Origin of the sequence: Ornithinibacillus gellani (assembly GCF_003730295.1) — a bacterium.
Classification (GTDB): domain Bacteria; phylum Bacillota; class Bacilli; order Bacillales; family Amphibacillaceae; genus Ornithinibacillus_A; species Ornithinibacillus_A gellani.
In genome coordinates this window covers 197,206-219,436 of record NZ_QTSZ01000017.1, presented here as the reverse complement: position 1 = coordinate 219,436, position 22,231 = coordinate 197,206, and the positions used below count along the sequence as shown (strand labels likewise).

The 22,231-nt window shown below is 39.6% G+C and carries 17 protein-coding genes; all 17 read left to right on the top strand.

All coding sequences use genetic code 11. The features are described from left to right. Positions 1–24: 24 nt before the first annotated feature. The 17 genes from bshC (at position 25) to sigG (ending at position 22,046) form a co-directional block, all read left to right on the top strand. The gene (gene bshC / locus DX933_RS05175) at positions 25–1,647 is read left to right on the top strand and encodes a bacillithiol biosynthesis cysteine-adding enzyme BshC (protein ID WP_123315413.1); all 1,623 of its coding nucleotides are present in this window, start codon (positions 25–27) and stop codon (positions 1,645–1,647) included. Positions 1,648–2,071: 424 nt separating this feature from the next. Then, the gene (gene mraZ / locus DX933_RS05170) at positions 2,072–2,503 is read left to right on the top strand and encodes a division/cell wall cluster transcriptional repressor MraZ (RefSeq protein WP_123315412.1); all 432 of its coding nucleotides are present in this window, start codon (positions 2,072–2,074) and stop codon (positions 2,501–2,503) included. A 43-nt stretch (positions 2,504–2,546) separates the two neighbouring features. Beyond that, positions 2,547–3,524, top strand: a complete 978-nt coding sequence (gene rsmH, locus DX933_RS05165) for a 16S rRNA (cytosine(1402)-N(4))-methyltransferase RsmH (protein WP_190279418.1) — start codon at positions 2,547–2,549, stop codon at positions 3,522–3,524. After that, entirely contained in the window at positions 3,524–3,898 is a 375-nt protein-coding gene (gene ftsL / locus DX933_RS05160; RefSeq protein WP_123315411.1) for a cell division protein FtsL, read from the top strand. The genes rsmH and ftsL overlap by 1 nt, the downstream gene beginning before the upstream one ends. A gap of 16 nt (positions 3,899–3,914) precedes the next feature. Then, entirely contained in the window at positions 3,915–6,164 is a 2,250-nt protein-coding gene (locus DX933_RS05155) for a penicillin-binding protein (protein ID WP_123315410.1), read from the top strand. A gap of 248 nt (positions 6,165–6,412) precedes the next feature. Further along, positions 6,413–8,341, top strand: a complete 1,929-nt coding sequence (locus tag DX933_RS05150) for a stage V sporulation protein D (protein ID WP_123315409.1) — start codon at positions 6,413–6,415, stop codon at positions 8,339–8,341. Between the two features lie 219 nt (positions 8,342–8,560). After that, complete coding sequence (locus DX933_RS05145; RefSeq protein ID WP_123315408.1) at positions 8,561–10,036, top strand: UDP-N-acetylmuramoyl-L-alanyl-D-glutamate--2,6-diaminopimelate ligase; 1,476 nt, start codon at positions 8,561–8,563, stop codon at positions 10,034–10,036. Further along, entirely contained in the window at positions 10,036–11,394 is a 1,359-nt protein-coding gene (locus DX933_RS05140; RefSeq protein ID WP_123315407.1) for a UDP-N-acetylmuramoyl-tripeptide--D-alanyl-D-alanine ligase, read from the top strand. Before DX933_RS05145 ends, DX933_RS05140 begins: the two co-directional genes overlap by 1 nt. Before the next feature lie 155 nt (positions 11,395–11,549). Next, on the top strand, positions 11,550–12,536 hold the full coding sequence (gene mraY / locus DX933_RS05135; RefSeq protein WP_123315406.1) for a phospho-N-acetylmuramoyl-pentapeptide-transferase: 987 nt from the start codon (positions 11,550–11,552) through the stop codon (positions 12,534–12,536). Continuing rightward, a complete protein-coding gene (gene murD, locus DX933_RS05130; RefSeq protein ID WP_123315405.1) occupies positions 12,533–13,882 on the top strand; it encodes a UDP-N-acetylmuramoyl-L-alanine--D-glutamate ligase in 1,350 nt (449 codons plus the stop codon). The genes mraY and murD overlap by 4 nt, the downstream gene beginning before the upstream one ends. A 112-nt stretch (positions 13,883–13,994) precedes the next feature. Further along, entirely contained in the window at positions 13,995–15,083 is a 1,089-nt protein-coding gene (spoVE, locus tag DX933_RS05125; protein WP_123315623.1) for a stage V sporulation protein E, read from the top strand. A 181-nt stretch (positions 15,084–15,264) separates the two neighbouring features. Next, positions 15,265–16,050, top strand: coding sequence for a cell division protein FtsQ/DivIB (locus DX933_RS05120; protein WP_123315404.1), 786 nt, complete (start codon positions 15,265–15,267; stop codon positions 16,048–16,050). A 272-nt stretch (positions 16,051–16,322) separates the two neighbouring features. Further along, positions 16,323–17,606: a cell division protein FtsA gene (gene ftsA, locus DX933_RS05115; protein WP_123315403.1), complete on the top strand. Its 1,284-nt coding sequence runs from the start codon at positions 16,323–16,325 to the stop codon at positions 17,604–17,606. Between the two features lie 96 nt (positions 17,607–17,702). Then, complete coding sequence (ftsZ, locus tag DX933_RS05110) at positions 17,703–18,833, top strand: cell division protein FtsZ (RefSeq protein WP_123315402.1); 1,131 nt, start codon at positions 17,703–17,705, stop codon at positions 18,831–18,833. A 651-nt stretch (positions 18,834–19,484) separates the two neighbouring features. Next, positions 19,485–20,405, top strand: coding sequence for a sigma-E processing peptidase SpoIIGA (gene spoIIGA / locus DX933_RS05105; protein WP_123315401.1), 921 nt, complete (start codon positions 19,485–19,487; stop codon positions 20,403–20,405). 20 nt (positions 20,406–20,425) lie between these two features. Next, the gene (gene sigE / locus DX933_RS05100; RefSeq protein ID WP_123315400.1) at positions 20,426–21,145 is read left to right on the top strand and encodes an RNA polymerase sporulation sigma factor SigE; all 720 of its coding nucleotides are present in this window, start codon (positions 20,426–20,428) and stop codon (positions 21,143–21,145) included. Between the two features lie 121 nt (positions 21,146–21,266). Then, positions 21,267–22,046: an RNA polymerase sporulation sigma factor SigG gene (gene sigG, locus DX933_RS05095; protein WP_123315399.1), complete on the top strand. Its 780-nt coding sequence runs from the start codon at positions 21,267–21,269 to the stop codon at positions 22,044–22,046. The last annotated feature ends 185 nt before the right edge of the window (positions 22,047–22,231 follow it).

The following is a 22,231-nucleotide window of genomic DNA, read 5'->3' as shown; positions in this document are numbered from 1 at the left end:
TTATTTTAAAGGAGTATGTAAAAGATGCAAATTGACCCAATGCCATTAGGAAAAGAATCGAAAATCATGCATGATTTTCGAAATAATAACGATGAATTGATGAAGCACTTCAGCTATGTGTATGCACCCGAAACATATGCTAATAGGGTCAATGATTTAAAAAAACGTTCCTTCCAACGGAATGAATTGGTCCAAGCTTTACATACATTGAACTCAAATTGGGATGCGCCAATTGAAACGATACAAAACGTGAATCGATTACAGGATGAAAACAGTACAGTTGTGATTGGTGGCCAGCAGGCTGGGGTTTTCACAGGTCCCATGTATACCATTCATAAAGTGATTTCTATCCTCCAGCTTGCGAAACAACAAGAAGAGGAACTTGGTGTACCTGTCATTCCAGTATTTTGGATTGCAGGAGAGGATCATGATTTTGAAGAAATGAATCATTTATATATGCCGAGCAAAGCAAGCATGAAAAAAATGAAAGTTAGGCAACGTGTATTGGATAAGAAATCCATCTCAGACATTACGATTCAAGAAACAGATATGAATCAATGGTTGGAGCAAGTATTTCAAACACTTCCGGAAACAGTATATACAAAAGATTTATATGAAATAGCAGCAAGCATGTTAAAGCAATGTCAATCCTATGTTGATTTTTTTGCGAGATTTATATTTTACTTATTCCCAAATGAAGGGCTTGTGTTGGTTGATTCGGGACATCAGCTTGTTAGAACAATAGAATCAACTTATTTTACACAATTAATTGAAAAGCAATCAGATATCAGTTCCGGTGTGGCAGATTCGTTAATGGAGCTTAAGAATCAGGGGTATTCCATAGCGCTAGATGCGGAACCTTCTGATGCACATCTATTTTATCATCATCATGGTGAACGTATTTTACTCATGCGAAATGAAGATGGCGACTGGATTGGCAAGCAAAATGAAGTAAAATTCTCGACAGATGAGATATTAGAAATTGCCTCACATCATCCCGAGAATTTAAGTAATAATGTGGTGACACGTCCAGTCATGCAGGAATTATTATTTCCAACCTTAGCATTTATTGGTGGACCTGGTGAAATAGCCTATTGGTCTGCATTAAAGCCAGCGTTCGATGCAGTTGGCTTAGACATGCCTCCAGTTGTGCCGCGGCTTTCCTTTACTTGGGTAGATCGATATCTGGCTAAGCTGGTCCGAAAATACAATCTTTCTTTAGAGCAGGCAATTCAGTCTGGTATTCGGAAAGAAAAGGAAGGCTGGCTTTTTGCTCAACCGCATTATCAGGTGCACGATGAAACGAATCGTATGAAATCTCTCATTAAAGAGGTGCATCAGCCTTTTCGGGAAATTGCTGGAGAGCTCGGTGTAGACATGGAACAGCTTGCGGAAAAGAACTTATCTTACTTGGAACAGCATATTGATTTTATGGAACGCAAAATTAAACAACGTATTAAAAAAAATCATGAGACTGAATTAACAGAGTTCGATCAAATTGAAATGCATTTTCATCCAATGAATGGCTTACAAGAAAGGGTTTGGAATCCATTGTATTGGATCAACGCATATGGACCAGACATCGTAGCGAAATTGGCTAACGAACGATGTAGTGTGGAACATGGCCATTATATTGTACATTTATAACATACAGGCGAAGGCGATGACCTTCGTCTGTATTTTTTTATCTTTAAGGATAAGAAATGATTACAAGAGAAAAACCGTTATGAATGATAGTTGTTTTTCATAAAGGGTCTAAAAGAAAAGATATATCCCCACAAATTGCCCTTATTTTGATATTTGAAAAGATCCCCCACCACCCACCACCATTTACGCTAAAATTGAAAAATAACTACTGTGGATAATTGATAAATATCCCTAAAATCATTGGTGTGTCTGGTGTTGTGTAATTTACTGCATGGCGGTTCAATTAGTGGTTAGCTCATCAAAACAGTATAAAATTCCAACTAAAAAAGGCGGATTCTATCGTCTTTTTTAGTTTTTTTATAAATAGGGTGGTACGAAGTGGGGGATTGTGGTAATATAAAAATATGAAAGTGGGGCGGACTCTATGTTCATGGGTGAATTCCAACATAACATTGACACAAAAGGAAGAATTATAGTCCCATCGAAGTTCCGTGAAGGACTCGGTGAAAGTTTTGTTGTGACCCGTGGATTGGATCAGTGTTTGTTCGCATACCCAATGGAAGAATGGAAAGTACTTGAAGAGAAAATGAAAAAGCTCCCACTGACTAAAAAAGACGCAAGGGCTTTTACCCGTTTCTTCTTTTCGGGAGCCGTGGAATGTGAAGTGGATAAACAGGGAAGAATAAACCTTCCACAGCCGCTTAGAGGATATGCCACTTTAGAAAAAGAATGTGTCGTTATTGGCGTATCCAACCGGATTGAATTTTGGGCACAAGATGTTTGGGAAGATTATTTCAATCAATCAGAAGAATCCTTTGCAGAGATTGCAGAGAATCTGATGGATTTTGATATTTAATAGCTTCCGAAATAAGCTGTCCGCTATAGAAATGGGTGTTTGTATGTTTGAACATTATTCAGTGTTAAAGACAGAAACAATTAATGGACTTGCTATCAAACCAGATGGCGTTTATGTGGATTGTACAGTAGGAGGAGCAGGACATTCTGAACAGATAGCCTCTCGCTTAGGAAAAGAAGGATTACTGGTTGCGTTCGATCAAGATCAGGATGCACTAGCGGCTGCAGAGGAAAGATTGTCAGCATATCAGGGACGCGTTTTGTTTATACATAGCAACTTCCGGAACCTCCAGGAACAATTACAGTTACATGGTATTGAACACGTAGATGGGATTTTATTTGATTTAGGTGTCTCTTCTCCACAATTGGACAGAGGAGATAGAGGATTTAGCTATCGCTATGATGCAGCATTAGATATGCGGATGGACCAAACGACAGATGTGACAGCAAAGGAAATTGTAAATGAATGGCCATATGAGAAATTAGTATCTATTTTTTTCAAATATGGCGAAGAGAAATTTTCTAAACAAATTGCTCGAAAAATTGAAGAACGGAGACAACATCAGGAAATTAATACGACCTTTGATTTGGTCGAATTAATTAAAGAAGCCATTCCTGCTCCTGCAAGAAGGAAGGGTGGACATCCTGGTAAGCGTATTTTTCAAGCGTTGCGCATCGCAGTTAATGATGAATTGGCAGCTTTTAATGATGCCCTTCATCAAGCCGCGAAAGTAATATCTATCCATGGCAGAATTGCCGTTATTACATTCCACTCATTGGAAGATCGCCTTTGCAAGCAAGCCTTCAAAAAGTGGAGTACGGCAAAGGAAACACCTCGGAATCTACCGATTATCCCTAAAGAATTTGAAGCACCATTTAAATTGGTCAATCGAAAACCAATTGCTGCAGCAGATAACGAGTTAACGGAAAATCGCAGATCACGGTCTGCCAAGCTTAGAATCATTGAGAAAATAAACGAGTGGAATGATGATTTTACTTATGAAGAAGGGTGGAAAAAATAATGGCCGCACCGAAGCTTAAAAATTGGCAACAATCGTATACAGCTACTGCACCACAACAGGATAATAAAAAAGTAGTAAAAGTACGTAGACAAAGCTGGGTAACCAAAGGAGAAAAATTTTTATATGCAATATTTGGTGTTATCCTCATCCTCGTTTCCACTTATGTTGTATCCTTCTCCTCCCAAACCGATAGCTTGAATAGGGAGTTACAAAAACTGGAGAATGTGGTACAATCACAACAGCTAACGAACGAGGGCTTGGCATTTGAAGTAAAAGAATTAAGCAGTCCCGATCGCATCACAGAAATTGCGAAAAAACATGGATTAACCATCCAAAACGCAAAAGTGAAACAAGCTAGCGCATACAATAATTAAATCGGGTGAAATGAGGATGAAAAAGAATAAAACGACCAATTTTATGGCATTTGTATTTATTACGATCTTTGTCGGGTTTTTCTTAATCCTGACAGGCAGATTTTTATATATTCAAGCTACAGGTGAAATTGAAGGCGTGTCGTTGGATAAATGGGCGAAAGAAAAAAGAAGCTCATCCTATACATTAGAAGCAGAGCGGGGAAAGATCTTTGATAGCAAGGGAATGGTACTTGCATATGATCGCCCCGCATTTCGTATTTATGCAATCACACGGGAATCCTACTCAGACAATTCCAGCAAGAAGCGTCATGTGGTAGACCCGGAGGAAACGGCCGCTAAATTGGCACCTATTTTAGATGCAGATGAACAAGATCTTTTAGAAACCTTAAAAAATGGGATTGAACAGGACAGATTCCAGGTTGAATTTGGTAGAGCAGGTCAAAAAATCTCCCAAACCCAGAAGGAAGAAATAGAGGCTTTGGAATTACCTGGCATACATTTTACGAAGGAATCACTTCGATATTATCCAAATGGTATGTTTGCTTCCCATATTATTGGATTTGCACGGGAAACAGAACCAAAGACAGAAGATGATAAGACCATCAATCAGATAACAGGTATTACGGGTATGGAAAAGGAAATGAATAAATTATTGCAAGGTAAAGATGGCTATATATCCTTCCAACGTGATAATTATAACCGAAAACTTCTACATCCCGATGAAGTAGTCAAGAAACCAGATAATGGGGATGACGTTTATTTAACTATAGACCAGAAAATCCAAACCTTACTGGATGATGTGATGTCCCAAGTAGATGAACACTATAGTCCTAAGCGGATGACTGCGATTGTAATGGATGCTAAAACAGGAGAAATAAAGGCGTTGAGTAATCGTCCAAGCTATGATCCGAATAACCCAACAGATGTTGAGAATTGGTATAATGATGCCATTTCTACCCCATTTGAGCCAGGTTCCACGATGAAGATGTTTACTTGGGCTGCCGCAATTGAAGAAGGCGTGTATAATGGGGATGAAGTTTTTCAATCAGGTAGTTATCAAATTAATAGTAAAGTACAAAAAGTCAGAGATCATAATGGTGGAAGAGGCTGGGGAAAAATTACATTTGATGAAGGATTTCAGCGTTCATCAAACGTTGCAGCTTCTAAGCTATTATGGGAAAAAATAGGGGCAGATAAATATTTAGAGTATCTCAAAGCATTTAAGCTATTTGAAAAAACAGGTATTGATTTGCCGGGCGAGGTAAGTGGTCAGCTTCTGTATAACTGGCCACGAGATAAATTGTCCACGTCATTTGGACAAGGTAGTACCGTCACGCCAATACAACAAATGAAAGCTGCTACCGCGATTGCAAATGATGGGAAAATGCTTCAGCCCTATGTGATTAATAAGATTGTCAATCCAAATACTGGAGAAATTATTAAAGAAAACAAACCGCAAGTGGTAGCGGAACCCATATCAAAGAAAACAGCAGATCATGTGATGGAGTTGCTTGGAACGGTAGTCAGCTCTGAAAATGGTACAGGTAAAATGTTTGCACTCGACAATTACACACTTGCAGGTAAAACCGGTACAGCACAAATACCGAATCCAAAAGGTGGATATTTGACAGGAACGGGTAATAATATTTATTCCTTCATGGGAATGGCTCCACTGGATGATCCACAATTAATTATGTATGTATCTGTAAAGCAGCCTGATTTAGAAACGGAGGACGGCATTGAAGCCGGTTCAGCTCCTGTATCCTATATATTTAAAAATGTGATGGAAAATAGTCTTCATTATTTAGATATTGAGCCTGATATCGATGAAGATCAAAAATCCCAGCTCATTCAAATACCTGAACTGGAGGGTATGGAAGTAGCAGAAGCAAAAGCCATGCTATCAGAAAAAGGACTACATGTTACAATTTCAGGTAAAGGGAAGAAAATTATCGCCTCGAATGTAATTGGTAAATCAGAATTACTTCCAAATAGTCGCGTATTTCTAGTCACCGATAAGCCAACCATGCCAAACATGAAAGGCTGGTCTATACGGGAAGTGTTGCAATTTGCTGACGTGACCGGGTTAAAGCTGGAAACGATTGGAAGTGGATATGTTACCAAGCAAGGAATCAAAGAAGGTAAATCAATCAAAAAAGGTGATTATTTAGGGGTGGAATTAAAGCCGCCACAAAAGAAAAAAGCTAAAAAACCAAAAAAAGAAAGCTCTGAATCAGATGCTGAATCAACCAACCATGGTGAATAACCAGGATCGTAATTGAGCTTCGCTTGTTACGGAAATTGTTTAAACAGAGGGAGACCGTTTTAAAGAGGGTCTTCCTTTGTTTTTCATACGCCACTTATAAATGCGCGGAAACTACCCACTGTATCCGGAAAGAAAAACAGTTCAAATTGATAAATGGAGGAGTCATCTCCACGATTAAAACAGCGTTCTAATCCTTTTGCTTATGCATATAGTTGATACAAGCCTACCTTTTGAAAAGGGGATGTCATATGAAGCGCGTATCAACTGTAACGGTAAGAAAACGATTAGTAGCTGTTTTTCTTTTTGGGCTGCTATTTTTTGTGATTATTGATGCAAGATTAGGGTATGTTCAATTTATTACGGGAGACAAGCTGCTAGAAAAAGCAGATGCTTCATGGAGCAGGGATATCGTATTTCAACCAGAACGTGGTTTAATTTTGGATTCAGAGGGAGAGGTGCTCGCGGAGAATGTAACTGCACCTTCAGTTGTTGTTGTACCAAGACAGGTAGAAAATCCAGAGCAGACAGCGGAACGATTAGCAGAGATCTTACAGGCGCCGACGGAAGAAGTTTTGGAATCCATCACGAAGTCAGCGATGAGTACCTCGATACGACCAGAAGGCATTAAAATTTCCAAGGAACAGGAACAAGCCATTCGGCAGCTAAAGCTAGCGGGTGTTTACTTGGCCAAGGATTCCAAACGTCATTATCCTTTTGGTAATCGGCTGGCACATGTGCTTGGTTTTACAGGTATTGATAATCAGGGCCTTATGGGGCTGGAGCTGTACCATGAGGAGAAATTAAAAGGAGAAAAAGGTAGTTTGTCCTATTATTCTGATGCAAAGGGGGGGCGGTTGGACTTTTTTGCAGATAGTTATACTGCCCCTCTGGACGGACTGGATTTGAAGACGACCATTAACTCAAAAGTGCAAACCATTATGGAGCGGGAGCTTGATATTGCGATGGCCACTTATCAACCGGATGGTGCGATGGCGATTGCTGTTGACCCATCTACCGGGGCTGTCCTTGGAATGACTTCCAGACCGACCTTTCATCCAGAAAAATATCAAGAAGTTGATCAAGAAATTTTTAATCGTAATTTACCCATTTGGAGCACATTTGAACCAGGATCCACCTTTAAAATTATTACCTTGGCCGCTGCACTGGAGGAAGAGTTAGTTGACCTGGAAGACGATCATTATCATGATCGCGGTTCGATAGCAGTTGGTGGAGCGAAGTTGAGATGCTGGAAGGCTGGCGGACATGGTTCACAATCTTATTTGGAGGTCGTGCAAAACTCTTGTAACCCCGGCTTTGTTAACCTTGGCCAAAAGTTAGGCACAGAAAAATTATTCTCTTATATAAGGAATTTCGGCTTTGGGACCAAAACCGGGATTGATTTGCAAGGAGAGGGGAACGGAATTCTGTTTAAGCCAGAACAAATCGGTCCGGTTGAATTAGCAACTACTTCTTTCGGGCAGGGGGTTTCCGTAACCCCGATTCAACAGGTTATGGCAGTTTCCGCTGCAGTGAATGGTGGTTTTTTATATGAACCATTCATTGCTGATAAATGGTTGGATCCGAAAACTGGAAAAGTGATATCTGATCAGGAACCAAAGGTGAAAAAACGGGTCATTTCTGGAGAAACCTCCAAACAAGTTCGAGAGGCATTGGAAAGTGTTGTGGCAAAAGGGACTGGACGCCCAGCATATGTGGACGGTTACCGGGTCGGTGGAAAAACCGGTACTGCTCAAAAAGTCGGGCCTGATGGACGTTATATGACGAATAATCACATTGTTTCATTTATCGGTTTTGCCCCTGCAGATGATCCACAGATTGTTGTGCTGGTAGCGGTAGATAATCCACAAGGGACGGTTCAATTTGGGGGAGTAGTTGCAGCGCCTATTGTCGGGACTATACTTGAGGATTCCTTACAGGCTATGGATGTGTCATTGCGTACAGATGGTTTGGATAAGGAGTATTTATGGCCCGAGGAACCGAAAGTGGAAGTTCCGGATTTAATTGGGATGAAAAAAGATGAACTTACGGAATTACTTACAAATCTATCAGTGGAAACGAGCGGTAAAGGTACACATATTATTGATCAGTCACCTCCAGCAGGGTCTCTGCTTGAAGCCGGTGAAACGGTAAGGGTCTATTTATCCGACAAAAAATAATCGTGATTTTGTCTTGGATTTGATATAATATGAAAAGCAAACAACATCCCAAAACCTAGCCTGTCTGTTCCCATTTGTACGAATGCTGCATACATTATATAGGCAGCATTCGAAATGGGTAAAAGGCATGAGAAAGGGTGTCATGACTTACGCTTTATTTTGACTTTTACAATCTTTTCGAATGTTTTACCAACTACGAAAAGATGGGATGTTGGAGCTATGAGATTAGAGGAACTGCTTGCGTGGTTACCATTTACGAAATGTTCAGTAGATATAAAGGAAAAAGAAGTTCGCGCATTAGCAATCGATCACCGACTTGTCCGTCCTGGCGATGTCTTCCTATGTATCAAGGGACATACCGTTGATGGCCATGATTTTGCAGGAAAAGCAGCAGAAAATGGTGCCATGCTAATCATTGCGGAGAAAACAGTCGATGTACCTGTACCACAAATATTGGTTTCAGATACGAAACGTGCACTTGCTGTTTTAGCAACAGGATTTTATGGAAATCCAACTGCTACCATTCCTTTAATCGGAATTACTGGTACAAATGGAAAAACAACCATCAGTTACTTGTTGGATTCGATATTTAAAGAGAACGATAAACAAACAGGCATTATCGGTACAATCCAAATGAAAATCGGACAGAAGACATATGCCTTAGAAAATACGACTCCAAATGCATTGGTGCTGCAACATGCTTTTTCAATGATGCATAAAGCAGGTATAGAGCAGGCGATGATGGAGGTTTCCTCGCATGCACTTGCAGAAGGAAGGACATATGGTTGCCAGTTTGATATTGCAGTATTTACTAACTTGACGCAGGATCATTTGGATTATCACACTGACATGGACGCTTATTTGGAAGCGAAGGCATTATTATTTTCGCAATTAGGAAACGCATATGGTGAAAAGCCTAAATTCGCTATTATCAATATGGATGATCCTGCTGCAAAGACGCTCATACAGCAGACAGGGCAACATATTATGACTTATGGCTGTAGTGAAGCAGCACAGGTTCGGGCGTTGAATTGGAAATTAACAGCTGGAGGGGCCGTATTTACGTTAGCTACCCCCGTCGGAACAACAACTATTTCCAGTAACCTGGTAGGCAAATTCAATATATATAATATGCTTGCTGCAGCGGCTGCTGCACTAGCATCTGGCGTATCGCTAACTATTATTAAAAGGGGATTGGAATCTATCCACGGAGTCGATGGTAGGATGGAGCAGGTAGCCATTGGGCAACCATTCTCCGTATTGGTCGATTATGCCCATACTCCAGATTCGCTACGTCATGTACTAACGACGATTCAGGAATTTGCAAAACAAAGGATTTTAGTTGTCGTTGGCTGTGGTGGTGATCGTGATCGAACAAAACGTTCAGTTATGGCAAAGGTTGCAGTTGACTATGCGGATACTGCAATATTTACATCGGATAATCCTCGCAATGAAAACCCAATGGCAATCATTCAAGATATGACTGTGGAATTGGATCAAGCTGTAGATCATTACCAAGTCATTGTAGATCGAAAAGCTGCCATACATAAAGCAATACAGCTTGCAGCATCAGAAGATATTGTACTAATTGCCGGAAAAGGGCATGAAGATTATCAAGAAATCAAAGGGGAAAAGTACCCCTTTGATGATCGGGTAATTGCACGAGAAGCAATAGAAATAAAGGAGAATTGTTAATGTTATTTACTATAGAGTGGCTGGCGGGTATTTTCCCGGATTGCCAAGGATTAAATCAACCAAAACAATATATCGATGAAGTAATCACAGACAGCAGAAAACAAAGAAAAAACACCCTCTTTATTCCGATTGTTGGAGAAAGATTTGATGGACATCAATTTATAGAGCAGGCTTATCAAAATGGGGCGGCAGCAGTGCTATGGGAAAAAGATAAAATACTTCCCGACTCCTTGCCGTCCGATTTTCCTGTTTTTTTTGTCGACGATACAACCATTGCCTTACAACAATTAGCAAAGGCATATCGTAAGCAAATAAAACCTACTGTTATTGGCATAACGGGCTCAAATGGCAAGACATCAACGAAGGATATTGTGTCAGCTGTTTTACGTTCATCCTATCGAACCCATGCTACGGTCGGAAATTTAAATAATCATATTGGAATGCCACTTACGATTTTATCTATGGCACGCGATACTGAAATGCTCGTATTGGAAATGGGGATGAGTAATTTTGGCGAGATTGAATTATTAAGTCGAATTGCAGAACCAGATTATGCCATTATTACTAACATTGGAGAGTCGCATATTGAATTTTTGGGCTCAAGAGAAGGGATTTTACAAGCCAAATTAGAAATTCGTAAAGGGATGAATGAAGAAGGAATTCTTATTTTTGATGGTGATGAAGCATTATTGAAGGAAGCACGTGCTGTTGGCCATACCATTGCAGTTGGATTTTCGCAATCAAATGATTATATGATTCAACAAACAGAACTAACTGGTAACCAAACTACTTTTGACCTTTCTAATGGACATACATATACGATTCCATTACTAGGACGACATCATGCCAAGAACACCAGCTATGCGATTGCCTTAGCTGAACAATTGAATATCGGCCAGCAGGCGATAAAAGCTGCATTGGACAATTTGCAGCTTACTTCGATGCGTTTTGAAATAAGTAAAGCGAAGAATGGTGCTACCATGATTAATGATGCCTATAATGCTTCACCTACTTCAATGAAGGCCGCCATTGACATTGTAAAACAGATGGCTGGATATGATAAAAAAGTACTGGTGTTGGGAGATATATTTGAACTTGGCACATATTCAGAAGTACTACATCAACGTGTAGCAGAAGTGATTGAAGCACCAATTACTGCTGTATATACGTATGGACAGGCTGCGGTTGCGATTAGTAAACAGGCAGCATTGGAACATCCAAAGCTGGATATCCAGCATTTCACATCAAAGGATGCATTGATTCAACAATTGAATGATTGTGCAGGCGCTGATACATTAATTCTGTTCAAAGCATCAAGGGGTATGGCGTTTGAAACATTGGTTCAGGCAGTTCAATAGGCTGAATCAATTGCCGTTACCAAAACAATTGGACCTATGTCATGATATAGCCGATGATAAAACAAGCTGTACGGATGTTTGTTTTTCTGCTAGGATTATGATTTGGGAAGAAAGGGTTTTAACGTAACGGCATCAGCTGAAGGAGGATATAATCAGTGAATATTACGGTTCTATTAATTACATTAGCGATTGCATTTTTAATAACAGTTCTATTATCGCCAATCATGATTCCATTTTTACGGCGGCTGAAATTTGGACAAAGTATTCGTGAAGAAGGTCCAAAATCACATATGAAGAAAACAGGTACGCCGACAATGGGTGGGGTCATGATTGTTGCCAGTATCATTATTACAACACTGATCATGGGCTCCAAACTAGGTAATGGTTCCATTGGTTACGAAACATGGCTGCTCGTTTTTGTTCTTGTTGGATATGGCTTAATTGGATTTCTGGATGACTTTATTAAAGTGGTATTAAAACGTAACCTAGGTTTAACATCGAAGCAAAAAATGGTTGGACAGCTAATCATTGCTTTTATCTTTTACTTTATTTTACGTAGTCAGGATTTTCCAACCTACATTCAAATCCCAGGTACATCCGTTCAATTCGAGCTAGGCTGGGGTTATGCAATCTTAATTATCTTCATGCTGGTTGGGGCATCTAATGCTGTCAACCTAACAGATGGTTTGGATGGCTTGCTTGCAGGTACAGCAGCAATTGCGTTTGGAGCATTCGGTATCTTGACGTGGTACTTGCTGCCAAATGGTGAAATTGCAGTATTCTCACTAGCGGTTGTTGGTGCCTTACTCGGTTTCCTGGTTTTCAACGCTCATCCGGCAAAGGTGTTTATGGGAGATACCGGTTCTTTGGCGCTTGGTGCAGCCATCGCGGCTATTGCTATTTTAGCTAAAATGGAAATACTTCTTGTCATCATTGGCGGTATTTTTGTAATTGAAACATTGTCTGTTATTATTCAAGTTATTTCCTTTAAAACAACAGGAAAAAGAGTGTTCAAAATGAGCCCATTACACCATCATTACGAGTTAGTGGGATGGTCTGAATGGCGCGTCGTCACAACCTTTTGGTTAATTGGTTTATTATTTGCAGCATTAGGTATTTACATCGAGGTGTGGTTATCATGAATACATTAAAAGATTTTGCTTACGAGCGACCACTTGTTTTGGGATTAGCTAAAAGTGGCACGGCTGCTGCAAAGTTATTTCTAGAATCTGGCTTAACGGTACGTGTAAACGATGGGAAAGGCTCAGAAAACGATTTGGTTGTTTCGGAATTGCGTTTGCTCGGTGCAGAGGTCGTTGTTGGGAGTCATCCGCTGTCTGTGCTGGAGGATATCGACATCATTGTTAAAAATCCTGGTATTCCATATGACAACCCAGTATTAGTGGAAGCGGAAAAAAGAAATATTCCAATTATTACCGAGATTGAATTGGCTGGTAAGCTTACAGCAGGTTCTATTATTGGTATTACGGGTTCAAATGGTAAAACAACGACAACGGCTTTATGTGGTCACATGCTCATGAAGAGTGGTGTACCAGTGAAAATTGCTGGTAACATTGGTACCGTAGCGACGGATGTGGCGCGTACAATCGAGCCGGATATGCAGATGGTACTTGAGCTATCATCCTTTCAATTAATGGGAATCCAACAGTTTCGTCCTAATATAGCCGTACTATTAAATATATATCAAGCCCATTTGGATTATCATAAAACATTGGAAAATTATCGGCAGGCAAAGTGCAACATCTTCAAAAACCAAACCGCTGAAGATATATTAATTTACAATGATGATGATCCTGTTGTTTCTGAGGCAGTTAAAGAGGCACCTTCCATTAAAGCGCCATTTTCAACCAAAACACGATTGGAAAACGGTGCATGGGCTGATGATAATAGTATTTATTTTATGAACGAAAAAATAATGGATCGCAATGAAATTGTTCTTGTTGGCGAGCATAATGTTGAAAACATCTTAGCAGCAGTTAGTGCAGCTAAGCTAAGTGGAGCATCCAATGAAGGAATTCGCGAGGTACTAAAGACATTCTCTGGTGTCCCACATCGTCTGCAATTTATTGAAGAAATAAATGGACGACAATTCTACAATGACTCGAAAGCAACGAATATATTGGCGACGGAGAAAGCGTTGGCTGCATTCGAGAGGCCAACAATCTTGCTTGCAGGAGGTCTTGATCGAGGCAACGGTTTCGAAGCTTTAATGCCTTCTCTCACACATGTAAAGGCAATGGTGACCTTCGGAGAAACTGCTGAAAAGCTAATGGAAACTGCAAATCTGGCAGGAATTTCTACAGTTGCTCAAGTAGATTCAATGGAAGAGGCAGTGCAAAAGGCGTATGAGCTATCTGCAGATAAAGATATTATTCTACTGTCACCAGCTTGTGCGAGCTGGGATCAGTATAGAACTTTTGAAGAAAGAGGTGACATGTTTGTCCAAGCCGTGCATAAATTAAAGTAGGGGCTTGGCAATCGTCCACCTAATCAAATATAGTACAGTCATGTGACACAATAGACGCCCCTAAGCTTGAGAAAAAGGGGTGTTTTTTTTGCTTTCTAAACAAAAAAAAGAAATGAATAAACCGGATTATACATTGCTTTTTGTCATCTTATTATTACTTGGTATCGGAATCGTCATGGTTTACAGTTCGTCCTATGTATGGGCTGAATACAAATATGGTGACAGCTTTTACTTTGTGAAACGGCAGCTTTTATTTGCTGGTGCTGGTGTGGCAGCAATGTTGTTTTTGATGGCAGTACCCTATACGATGCTCCGTAAATATGCGGGCATCATCGCAATCGGATGTTTTGTATTGTTGTTACTTGTGTTAATACCTGGCATTGGAATGGTTCGTGGCGGAGCGCGGAGCTGGATAGGAGTAGGGGCATTTAGTATTCAACCCTCCGAATTTATGAAGCTTGGTTTAATTATCTTTTTGTCCATGTATTTATCTGTCAACCAGAAATATATTCAATCTTTTAAGAAAGGTTTTTTACCACCGTTGCTCATTGTTTTTTTAGCTTTCGGTTTGATTATGCTTCAGCCTGACCTAGGTACAGGTGTCGTACTTGTGTTAACATGCATGGTCATTTTATTTGCAGCTGGTGCACGCATATCACATTTCGTTGGCTTGATGATGCTTGGCGTTATCGGTTTTGTTTTATTAATCATTTCCGCACCTTACCGTATTAATCGGATTACGTCTTTTTTGAATCCTTGGGAAGATCCACTTGGAGATGGCTTTCAGATTATCCAGTCCTTATATGCAATTGGTCCGGGTGGATTAATGGGAATGGGGTTAGGTAACAGTTTACAGAAATATTTTTACTTACCTGAGCCACAGACTGATTTTATTTTTGCCATCATCGGAGAGGAACTCGGATTTATTGGAGGCACTGTGGTCATTGGATTATTTTTCATTTTATTCTGGAGGGGTATGAAAATATCCCTGGAGACAGCTGATCCATTTGGTAGGTATCTGGCATTGGGAATTGTTGGTATGCTATCTATTCAAACAATGATTAATATAAGTGTCGTCATTGGCTTGATTCCAGTTACTGGAATCACCTTACCATTTTTAAGTTATGGTGGCTCCTCCTTAACCTTAACCCTATGCTCCGTTGGCATGCTGTTAAACATTAGTAAATATACAAAATTATAGTTTTTTCTTGCACCGCAGCTCATTTTTGACTGCGGTGCATGTTTGTATATAAAAATAGTGGGGAATCTATGGATTGTATGGTGATAATAGGGGGTATATTATGGTATAATTCATGTAAGTAACATTTTTGGTGTTGTTTTATATGGTAACAATAGACTATACATAAAAAAGGAAGAAAGAGATGAACAAAAAAAATGTTGTTTCAATCGAGGATCGCATCCCAAAATTGAAACAAGCTCGAAAAAAGAAGGCGAATCGTCGTCTCATATTCTACCTTTCTATTTTTTTCTTCTTATTGGCTATTATTGTCTATCTTCAATCACCACTTAGCCATATCAAAACCATTTCATTAAACGGCAATGTGTTTCTAACAGATGATGAGGCATTGGAGATCAGCGGATTGTCTACCAAGACAAATATCTGGACAATTAGCACGGGAGAAATAGAAGAAGCGTTCCAAAAGAAGCCCGTCGTTGAATCCGTTAAAGTAAAACGGAAGCTCCCTTGGACAGTAGAAATCTCCATAGCGGAATATAAGCGTGTCGGCTATATTCGGGAAAAGGATCGTTATTATCCAATTATCGAAAATGGAACAGTCCTGACCAATCATGCGGGAAAAACGATTAGTGGAGATGCGCCATTAATTTTAGATTTTACAGAAGAAGCCTATTTAAATCGTATGACAGAGGAATTAAGTAAATTACCAAAAGGAATTCTTAATATGATCTCCGAGGTATATTGGGCTCCTGAGGAGAAAAATAAAAATAAAATTAAATTGTATATGAATGATGGTTTAATTGTTTCTAGTACCGTCCGAGATTTTGCAGAAAAAATGAAGATCTATCCTTCGATTGCCGCCCAGCTGGAACCAGGAAGCAAGGGAATTGTCCACATCGGTGTTGGCGCATATTTTGAGGATTTTAATGACGTGCAACCTCCGAAAGAAGAGGATGCGGAAGAGGAGTAAAAAATTCTTCCAGCAAGACATAATTCACCGGTTTCTTTCGAATAGTTTAGTGGAACGAAATATTCATGGAATTGGATGGGAATTTTATGAAAATCAAGGAAATGGAAGGATTAAATAGTTTTTTATGGAATTAGTTAATATATATTTCTTTTTTTGACAAACTCATATAATATAATAGATTATAGTATGTCAATAAAAGTGATTAATATGGAATGAAAACATCTAAAAGAGATTTACTTTTTAGGATGCATTTGAATTGGAGGTGCCTTTCGTTGAGCAACAGTGAAGTACTGGTAAGTCTAGATATAGGTACAGCACAAATCAAAGTAATAGTTGGAGAGGTTTTAAACGACTCATTAAATATAATCGGTGTAGGATCTGCGAAGTCTAATGGCATGCGAAAAGGTGCTATTGTAGATATCGACCAAACAGTTCAATCGATTCGTTCTGCGATTGAACAAGCAGAACGTATGGTGGGTATGCAGATTGATAGTGTTGTTGTAGGTATTAATGGAAATCATATTCAACTGCAGCCATGTCACGGTGTGGTTGCTGTACAAAGTGAAAATCGTGAAATAAGTGACGAGGATGTCACAAGGGTGATTGATGGTGCACAGGTGATATCCATACCGCCTGAGCGCGAGATCATTGACGTAATCCCGAAACAATTTATAGTGGACGGGCTTGATGAAATTACTGATCCAAGGGGTATGATTGGCGTACGCTTGGAGATGGAAGGAACCATCATTACCTGTGCCAAAACCGTTTTACATAACATATTAAAGTGTGTAGAACGTGCTGGTTTGAAAGTGTCAGATATTTGCTTGCAGCCACTAGCATCTGGATCTGTCGCATTGTCCAAGGATGAGAGAACCCTTGGTGTTGCGTTAATTGATATTGGCGGCGGGTGCACAACTGTATCTATTTTTGAAAATGATCATCTTGCTGCAACAAGCGTTGTACCACTTGGTGGAGATAATATTACGAAGGACATATCTATAGGTCTTCGGACAACAACGAGCGAAGCAGAGGATATTAAAGTCAATTATGGACATGCCTTTTACGATGAGGCAAGAGAAGATGAGATTTTTGAAGCAACCATCATTGGAAGCAATACAAAACAGTCCTATAATCAACTGCAAGTAGCAGATATGATTGAAGCTAGAATGGAAGAAATGTTTGCTTATGCGGAACGTGAAATAAGAAAAATGGGTTATCGTGATCTTCCTGGCGGTTATGTGCTGACAGGTGGAACAGTGAAGATGCCCGGTGTGTTAGAGCTTGGAGAGGATCTATTCCGTGCAAATGTACGAATTGCTATTCCAGATTACATAGGCGTAAGGGAACCACAGTTTACTGCAGGTGTTGGAATCTTGCAATTTGCCTATCATAATGCGAAAATACAAGGAAAAGATTTATTTCCATCTGTTATTGGGGAACCAAACGATGTCAGACCAAAAAGAATTAAAAAACAGCAATCAAAATCAAACGAATCAAAGGAAACAAAGAAAAAAGAATCTGGCTTTGCAAATATTTTCAAATACTTTTTTGACTAGACGTTCCTAGAATTCGAGTTGAATTTCAATAGTCGATTCTAAAGATACAGTTTGATTTAAAACTCTTGTTACTTTGCATATGAGGAGGAACGGAAAATGTTAGAGTTTGATACAAATATAGACCAACTGGCAACAATAAAAGTAATTGGTGTAGGTGGCGGCGGTAATAACGCTGTGAACCGAATGATAGAGCATGGGGTAGAAGGTGTTGAATTTATTGCAGTAAACACGGATGCACAGGCGTTGAATCTATCAAAAGCGGAAATAAAGCTGCAAATTGGCGGTAAATTAACTCGTGGATTGGGCGCAGGTGCTAATCCTGAAGTAGGAAAAAAGGCTGCTGAAGAAAGTAAGGAACAGATTGAGGAAGTGCTGGAAGGGGCAGATATGATCTTTGTAACCGCCGGAATGGGTGGCGGTACAGGTACTGGAGCAGCACCTGTCATTGCACAAATAGCGAAAGAACTAGGTGCATTAACAGTAGGTGTTGTAACAAGACCATTTTCGTTCGAAGGAAGAAGACGCTCTACCCAAGCCGTTTCCGGTATCGAGTCATTGAAGAACAATGTCGATACACTTATTGTCATTCCGAATGATCGCTTATTGGAAATTGTTGATAAAAATACGCCAATGCTAGAAGCATTTAGAGAGGCAGATAATGTACTGCGTCAAGGTGTTCAAGGTATTTCTGACTTAATTGCTAAGCCAGGATTAATTAACGTGGACTTTGCTGACGTCAAAACAATTATGTTTGATAAAGGTTCTGCACTCATGGGAATTGGTGTTGCAACTGGTGAAAACCGTGCAACGGAAGCGGCTAAAAAAGCTATTTCCTCACCATTATTGGAGACTTCAATCGATGGTGCACATGGAATTCTTATGAATATTACCGGTGGAGCCAACCTGAGCTTATTTGAGGTTCAGGAAGCAGCTGATTTAGTTACTTCTGCAGCAGATGACGAAGTGAATGTTATCTTTGGTTCTGTTATTAACGAGAATTTGAAAGATGAAATTATTGTCACGGTGATTGCAACTGGCTTCGACGAAACAAAGCGTGCGGAAGCAATACCGAAATCAAGGCCTGTCATGAAACATCATCAGCAGCCATCCAGACCAATGGAAGAGCCGCCAAGAGATGCTCCACAGGACATGCCTAGTCAGGAAGAGGATGACGCATTAGATATCCCAACCTTCCTAAGAAATCGAAACAGAAGACATATTCGTTAATCACGAATGACATAGGTGCTGGGACATAATGAGTCTCTCATCATGAAAAAATGGTCATGTTTATCACGAAAAGATAAACATGACCATTTTTTATTTTGAACTTGCAGCATGTGTTCATAAATTCAATATTAGTTTATTTTCATAAGGCGCACTTCGGTGGGTTATGGAGTAGATACCTTTCTTTCACCAGAGCGTACTTTTTTGTATGTCTACATTTCATAAGGTGGAAGACTGCTACAGGACCAGCTGTGTCCGAAAACGATAGAGAAAAGTGAAAAACATGGTGGTTGAGACCAATCCAATAAAAGGAGTTTCAGTAAAATTCTTTTACCGAAACTCCTTTTTGTGTTTTTCCAGGCTTTGGTTTCAAAATTTTTTAGTATATGTGAATTTAACCGAGGAAGGGATACAGCTTTTGAAAAAATAATAGTAAAAAAAGTTTGTCTATCCTGGTTTAATTCTTCCGACAGAATAACTGATAACTAGTTGAAATTAGTCTGTTTATGCATACAAGAAGTGACAGACTTTGCTTTTAGGATGAGCTATACTCTACATAATGTCCGTTTGAGCGTGCGATAGAACAACCAGAATAGGCTGCTAGCATGGAATTGGCATGTGAAATTTCGTTTGGACCGGAAGAGAGGGAGCAGAATGGAAATCTATCTGGATGCGGTCTGGCTATTAAATTTTATTCTGGATATGATGCTGTTGATGCTCGTTCAAATACTCGCGAAGCAGCGTGTTCCAAAAATCAGACTGGCTTTCGGAGCGTTGGTTGCATCATTGCTCGTGCCTATTACGATTTTTTTCCCAGACGCTGTATTGGTAAGTCCAATTGGTAAGATATGCTATGCCTTTTTCATCATTATATGCAGCTTTGGTTATCGTTCCCTCACACGTTTGATGAAATTGGTACTATTGTTTTACTTCGTATCATTTTCAGTAGGAGGTGGATTATTTGCGGCGCACTTTATGCTTCAGCGTCCATTTGCGTTATCCAATTTAGGTTTTTTAACGTATCAGGGTGGATTTGGTGATCCGATAAGCTGGAGCTTTGTAATCATCGGCTTTCCGATTATTTGGTACTTCACAAAGCAACGCATGGACAGGCACGCTGTTGAAAAATTGCGATATGATCAGCTTTATCCAGTATCTATCACGATGAAGGATATCACGTTTTCAACTGCTGGTTTTTTAGATAGTGGGAATCAGTTAGTAGATCCAATCAGTAAAAAGCCAGTCGTGATTTGTGATGCTGGCTTTTTGTCACAATGGTTTACAGATGAAGAATGGCTGCAAATGGAGCGGGCATATGAACATTTGGAAATGGATCAAATTCCGAATGGGTGGGAATCTATCATACAGCTCATTCCTTATTATGGGGTAGCAGGTAAAAATGGTTTTCTTTTGGCACTGAGACCAGATCAGATTGTTATAAACTATCACTCTGGAAACATCGAAACCAACCGTGTGCTCATTGGCATTCAGTTTCAGCATTTGGTAAAGGATTACGCGTATCAGTGCTTGCTACACCCACAAATCATTCAATTGGAAGCTGTACACCCAGCATAATAGATTAGGAGGTAGGCAAGTTGATTCAGTTGAAGCTTAAATCAAAATTATTCTTTTATCGCTTGTTAATTAAACTTGGAATGAAGTCTGATGAAATTTATTATATCGGGGGCAGGGAGGCACTGCCGCCACCTCTATCCAAAGAGGAGGAAAGAGAGCTACTTATTCTGCTTCCAAAGGGTGATAAGGCTGCACGTGCGATGCTTATTGAAAGGAATTTACGTCTTGTCGTATACATTGCTCGTAAATTTGAAAATACGGGTATCAATATTGAGGATTTAATTAGTATTGGTACAATTGGGCTTATTAAGGCAGTCAATACTTTCAATCCGGAAAAAAAGATAAAACTTGCCACCTATGCGTCCCGTTGTATCGAAAATGAAATTCTCATGTTTTTACGTCGCAATAATAAATTAAAATCCGAAATATCTTTTGATGAACCATTAAACATTGACTGGGATGGGAATGAATTATTACTTTCAGATGTGCTCGGAACAGATGAGGATATTATTACGAGGGATTTAGAAACGAAAGTCGATAAGCATTTATTAAAAAAAGCACTATCCCAATTAAATGATCGGGAGCAGCAAATTATGGAGTTGCGCTTTGGCCTTGTCGGCAAGGAGGAGAAAACCCAGAAGGATGTCGCTGATTTACTTGGCATTTCTCAATCCTATATTTCCCGCTTGGAGAAGAAGATTATTCGTCGATTGAAAAAAGAATTTAATAAAATGGTGTAGCCCTTTAGTTATACTTAATCCCTCCATTTATTCGTGAATGATGTCTATTATTCCCTGCATAATTTCCCTTTTGTGCGGAGATACTGTCCATGAACAGCATCTCCAACCGGGAGGGTACAGAATGACAAGACATAAGGTCGTAATATGTGGAGTGGATACAGCAAAGCTTCCAGTGCTGAAGAATGACGAAATGCGAAAGTTATTTGTAAAAATGCAAGGAGGGGAATTGTCGGCTCGTGAGGAACTCATTAATGGGAATCTGCGACTCGTATTAAGTGTCATCCAACGTTTCAACAACCGTGGTGAATATGTCGATGATTTATTTCAGGTCGGTTGTATTGGCTTAATGAAATCGATTGATAACTTCGATTTAAGTCATAACGTTCGTTTCTCTACATACGCAGTCCCCATGATTATTGGTGAGATTCGCAGGTACTTGCGCGACAATAATCCGATTCGTGTATCGCGATCGCTTAGGGATATTGCTTATAAAGCATTACAAGTGAGAGAAAAACTAATCAGTAAAACCTCACGCGAGCCGACTGCAACTGAAATTGCAGAAGAAATGGGAATTCCGCATTCAGACATTGTATTTGCCATGGATGCCATTCAGGATCCAGTTTCTTTATTTGAGCCAATTTACAATGATGGTGGGGATCCAATTTATGTTATGGATCAAATAAGTGATGATAAGGACAAGGATGAATCCTGGGTAGATCATTTATCCATTAAAGAAGGTATGCTCCAACTTAATGAACGAGAAAAGCTCATATTAAATAAGCGATTTTTCCAAGGGAAAACACAAATGGAGGTAGCAGATGAAATAGGCATTTCTCAAGCTCAGGTTTCACGGCTGGAAAAGTCAGCAATAACACAATTAAATAAAGATATGTTTGAATAACGTTATGAAGTACTTGTAGGAAAAACCCCTTTTGAATTATTTTCGAAGGGGTTTTTCTCATGGAAAATATAGAATTCGAGGGTCTAGCTTTCCCTTCAACGGAAGAGCTTTTACATAGTCTCACCCTTTTGCCATTTTCATATGTGCAAGTCTTGTATGGTTGGAGTGACTAAAATGGACTCCTA

Excerpts from the sequence above, each read along its gene's own strand:
- bshC (WP_123315413.1), top strand. The coding sequence starts at position 25 with ATGCAAATTGACCCAATGCCATTAGGAAAAGAATCGAAAATCATGCAT.
- mraZ (WP_123315412.1), top strand. The coding sequence starts at position 2,072 with ATGTTCATGGGTGAATTCCAACATAACATTGACACAAAAGGAAGAATT.
- rsmH (WP_190279418.1), top strand. The coding sequence starts at position 2,547 with ATGTTTGAACATTATTCAGTGTTAAAGACAGAAACAATTAATGGACTT.
- ftsL (WP_123315411.1), top strand. The coding sequence starts at position 3,524 with ATGGCCGCACCGAAGCTTAAAAATTGGCAACAATCGTATACAGCTACT.
- DX933_RS05155 (WP_123315410.1), top strand. The coding sequence starts at position 3,915 with ATGAAAAAGAATAAAACGACCAATTTTATGGCATTTGTATTTATTACG.
- DX933_RS05150 (WP_123315409.1), top strand. The coding sequence starts at position 6,413 with ATGAAGCGCGTATCAACTGTAACGGTAAGAAAACGATTAGTAGCTGTT.
- DX933_RS05145 (WP_123315408.1), top strand. The coding sequence starts at position 8,561 with ATGAGATTAGAGGAACTGCTTGCGTGGTTACCATTTACGAAATGTTCA.
- DX933_RS05140 (WP_123315407.1), top strand. The coding sequence starts at position 10,036 with ATGTTATTTACTATAGAGTGGCTGGCGGGTATTTTCCCGGATTGCCAA.
- murD (WP_123315405.1), top strand. The coding sequence starts at position 12,533 with ATGAATACATTAAAAGATTTTGCTTACGAGCGACCACTTGTTTTGGGA.
- spoVE (WP_123315623.1), top strand. The coding sequence starts at position 13,995 with ATGAATAAACCGGATTATACATTGCTTTTTGTCATCTTATTATTACTT.
- DX933_RS05120 (WP_123315404.1), top strand. The coding sequence starts at position 15,265 with ATGAACAAAAAAAATGTTGTTTCAATCGAGGATCGCATCCCAAAATTG.
- ftsZ (WP_123315402.1), top strand. The coding sequence starts at position 17,703 with ATGTTAGAGTTTGATACAAATATAGACCAACTGGCAACAATAAAAGTA.
- spoIIGA (WP_123315401.1), top strand. The coding sequence starts at position 19,485 with ATGGAAATCTATCTGGATGCGGTCTGGCTATTAAATTTTATTCTGGAT.
- sigG (WP_123315399.1), top strand. The coding sequence starts at position 21,267 with ATGACAAGACATAAGGTCGTAATATGTGGAGTGGATACAGCAAAGCTT.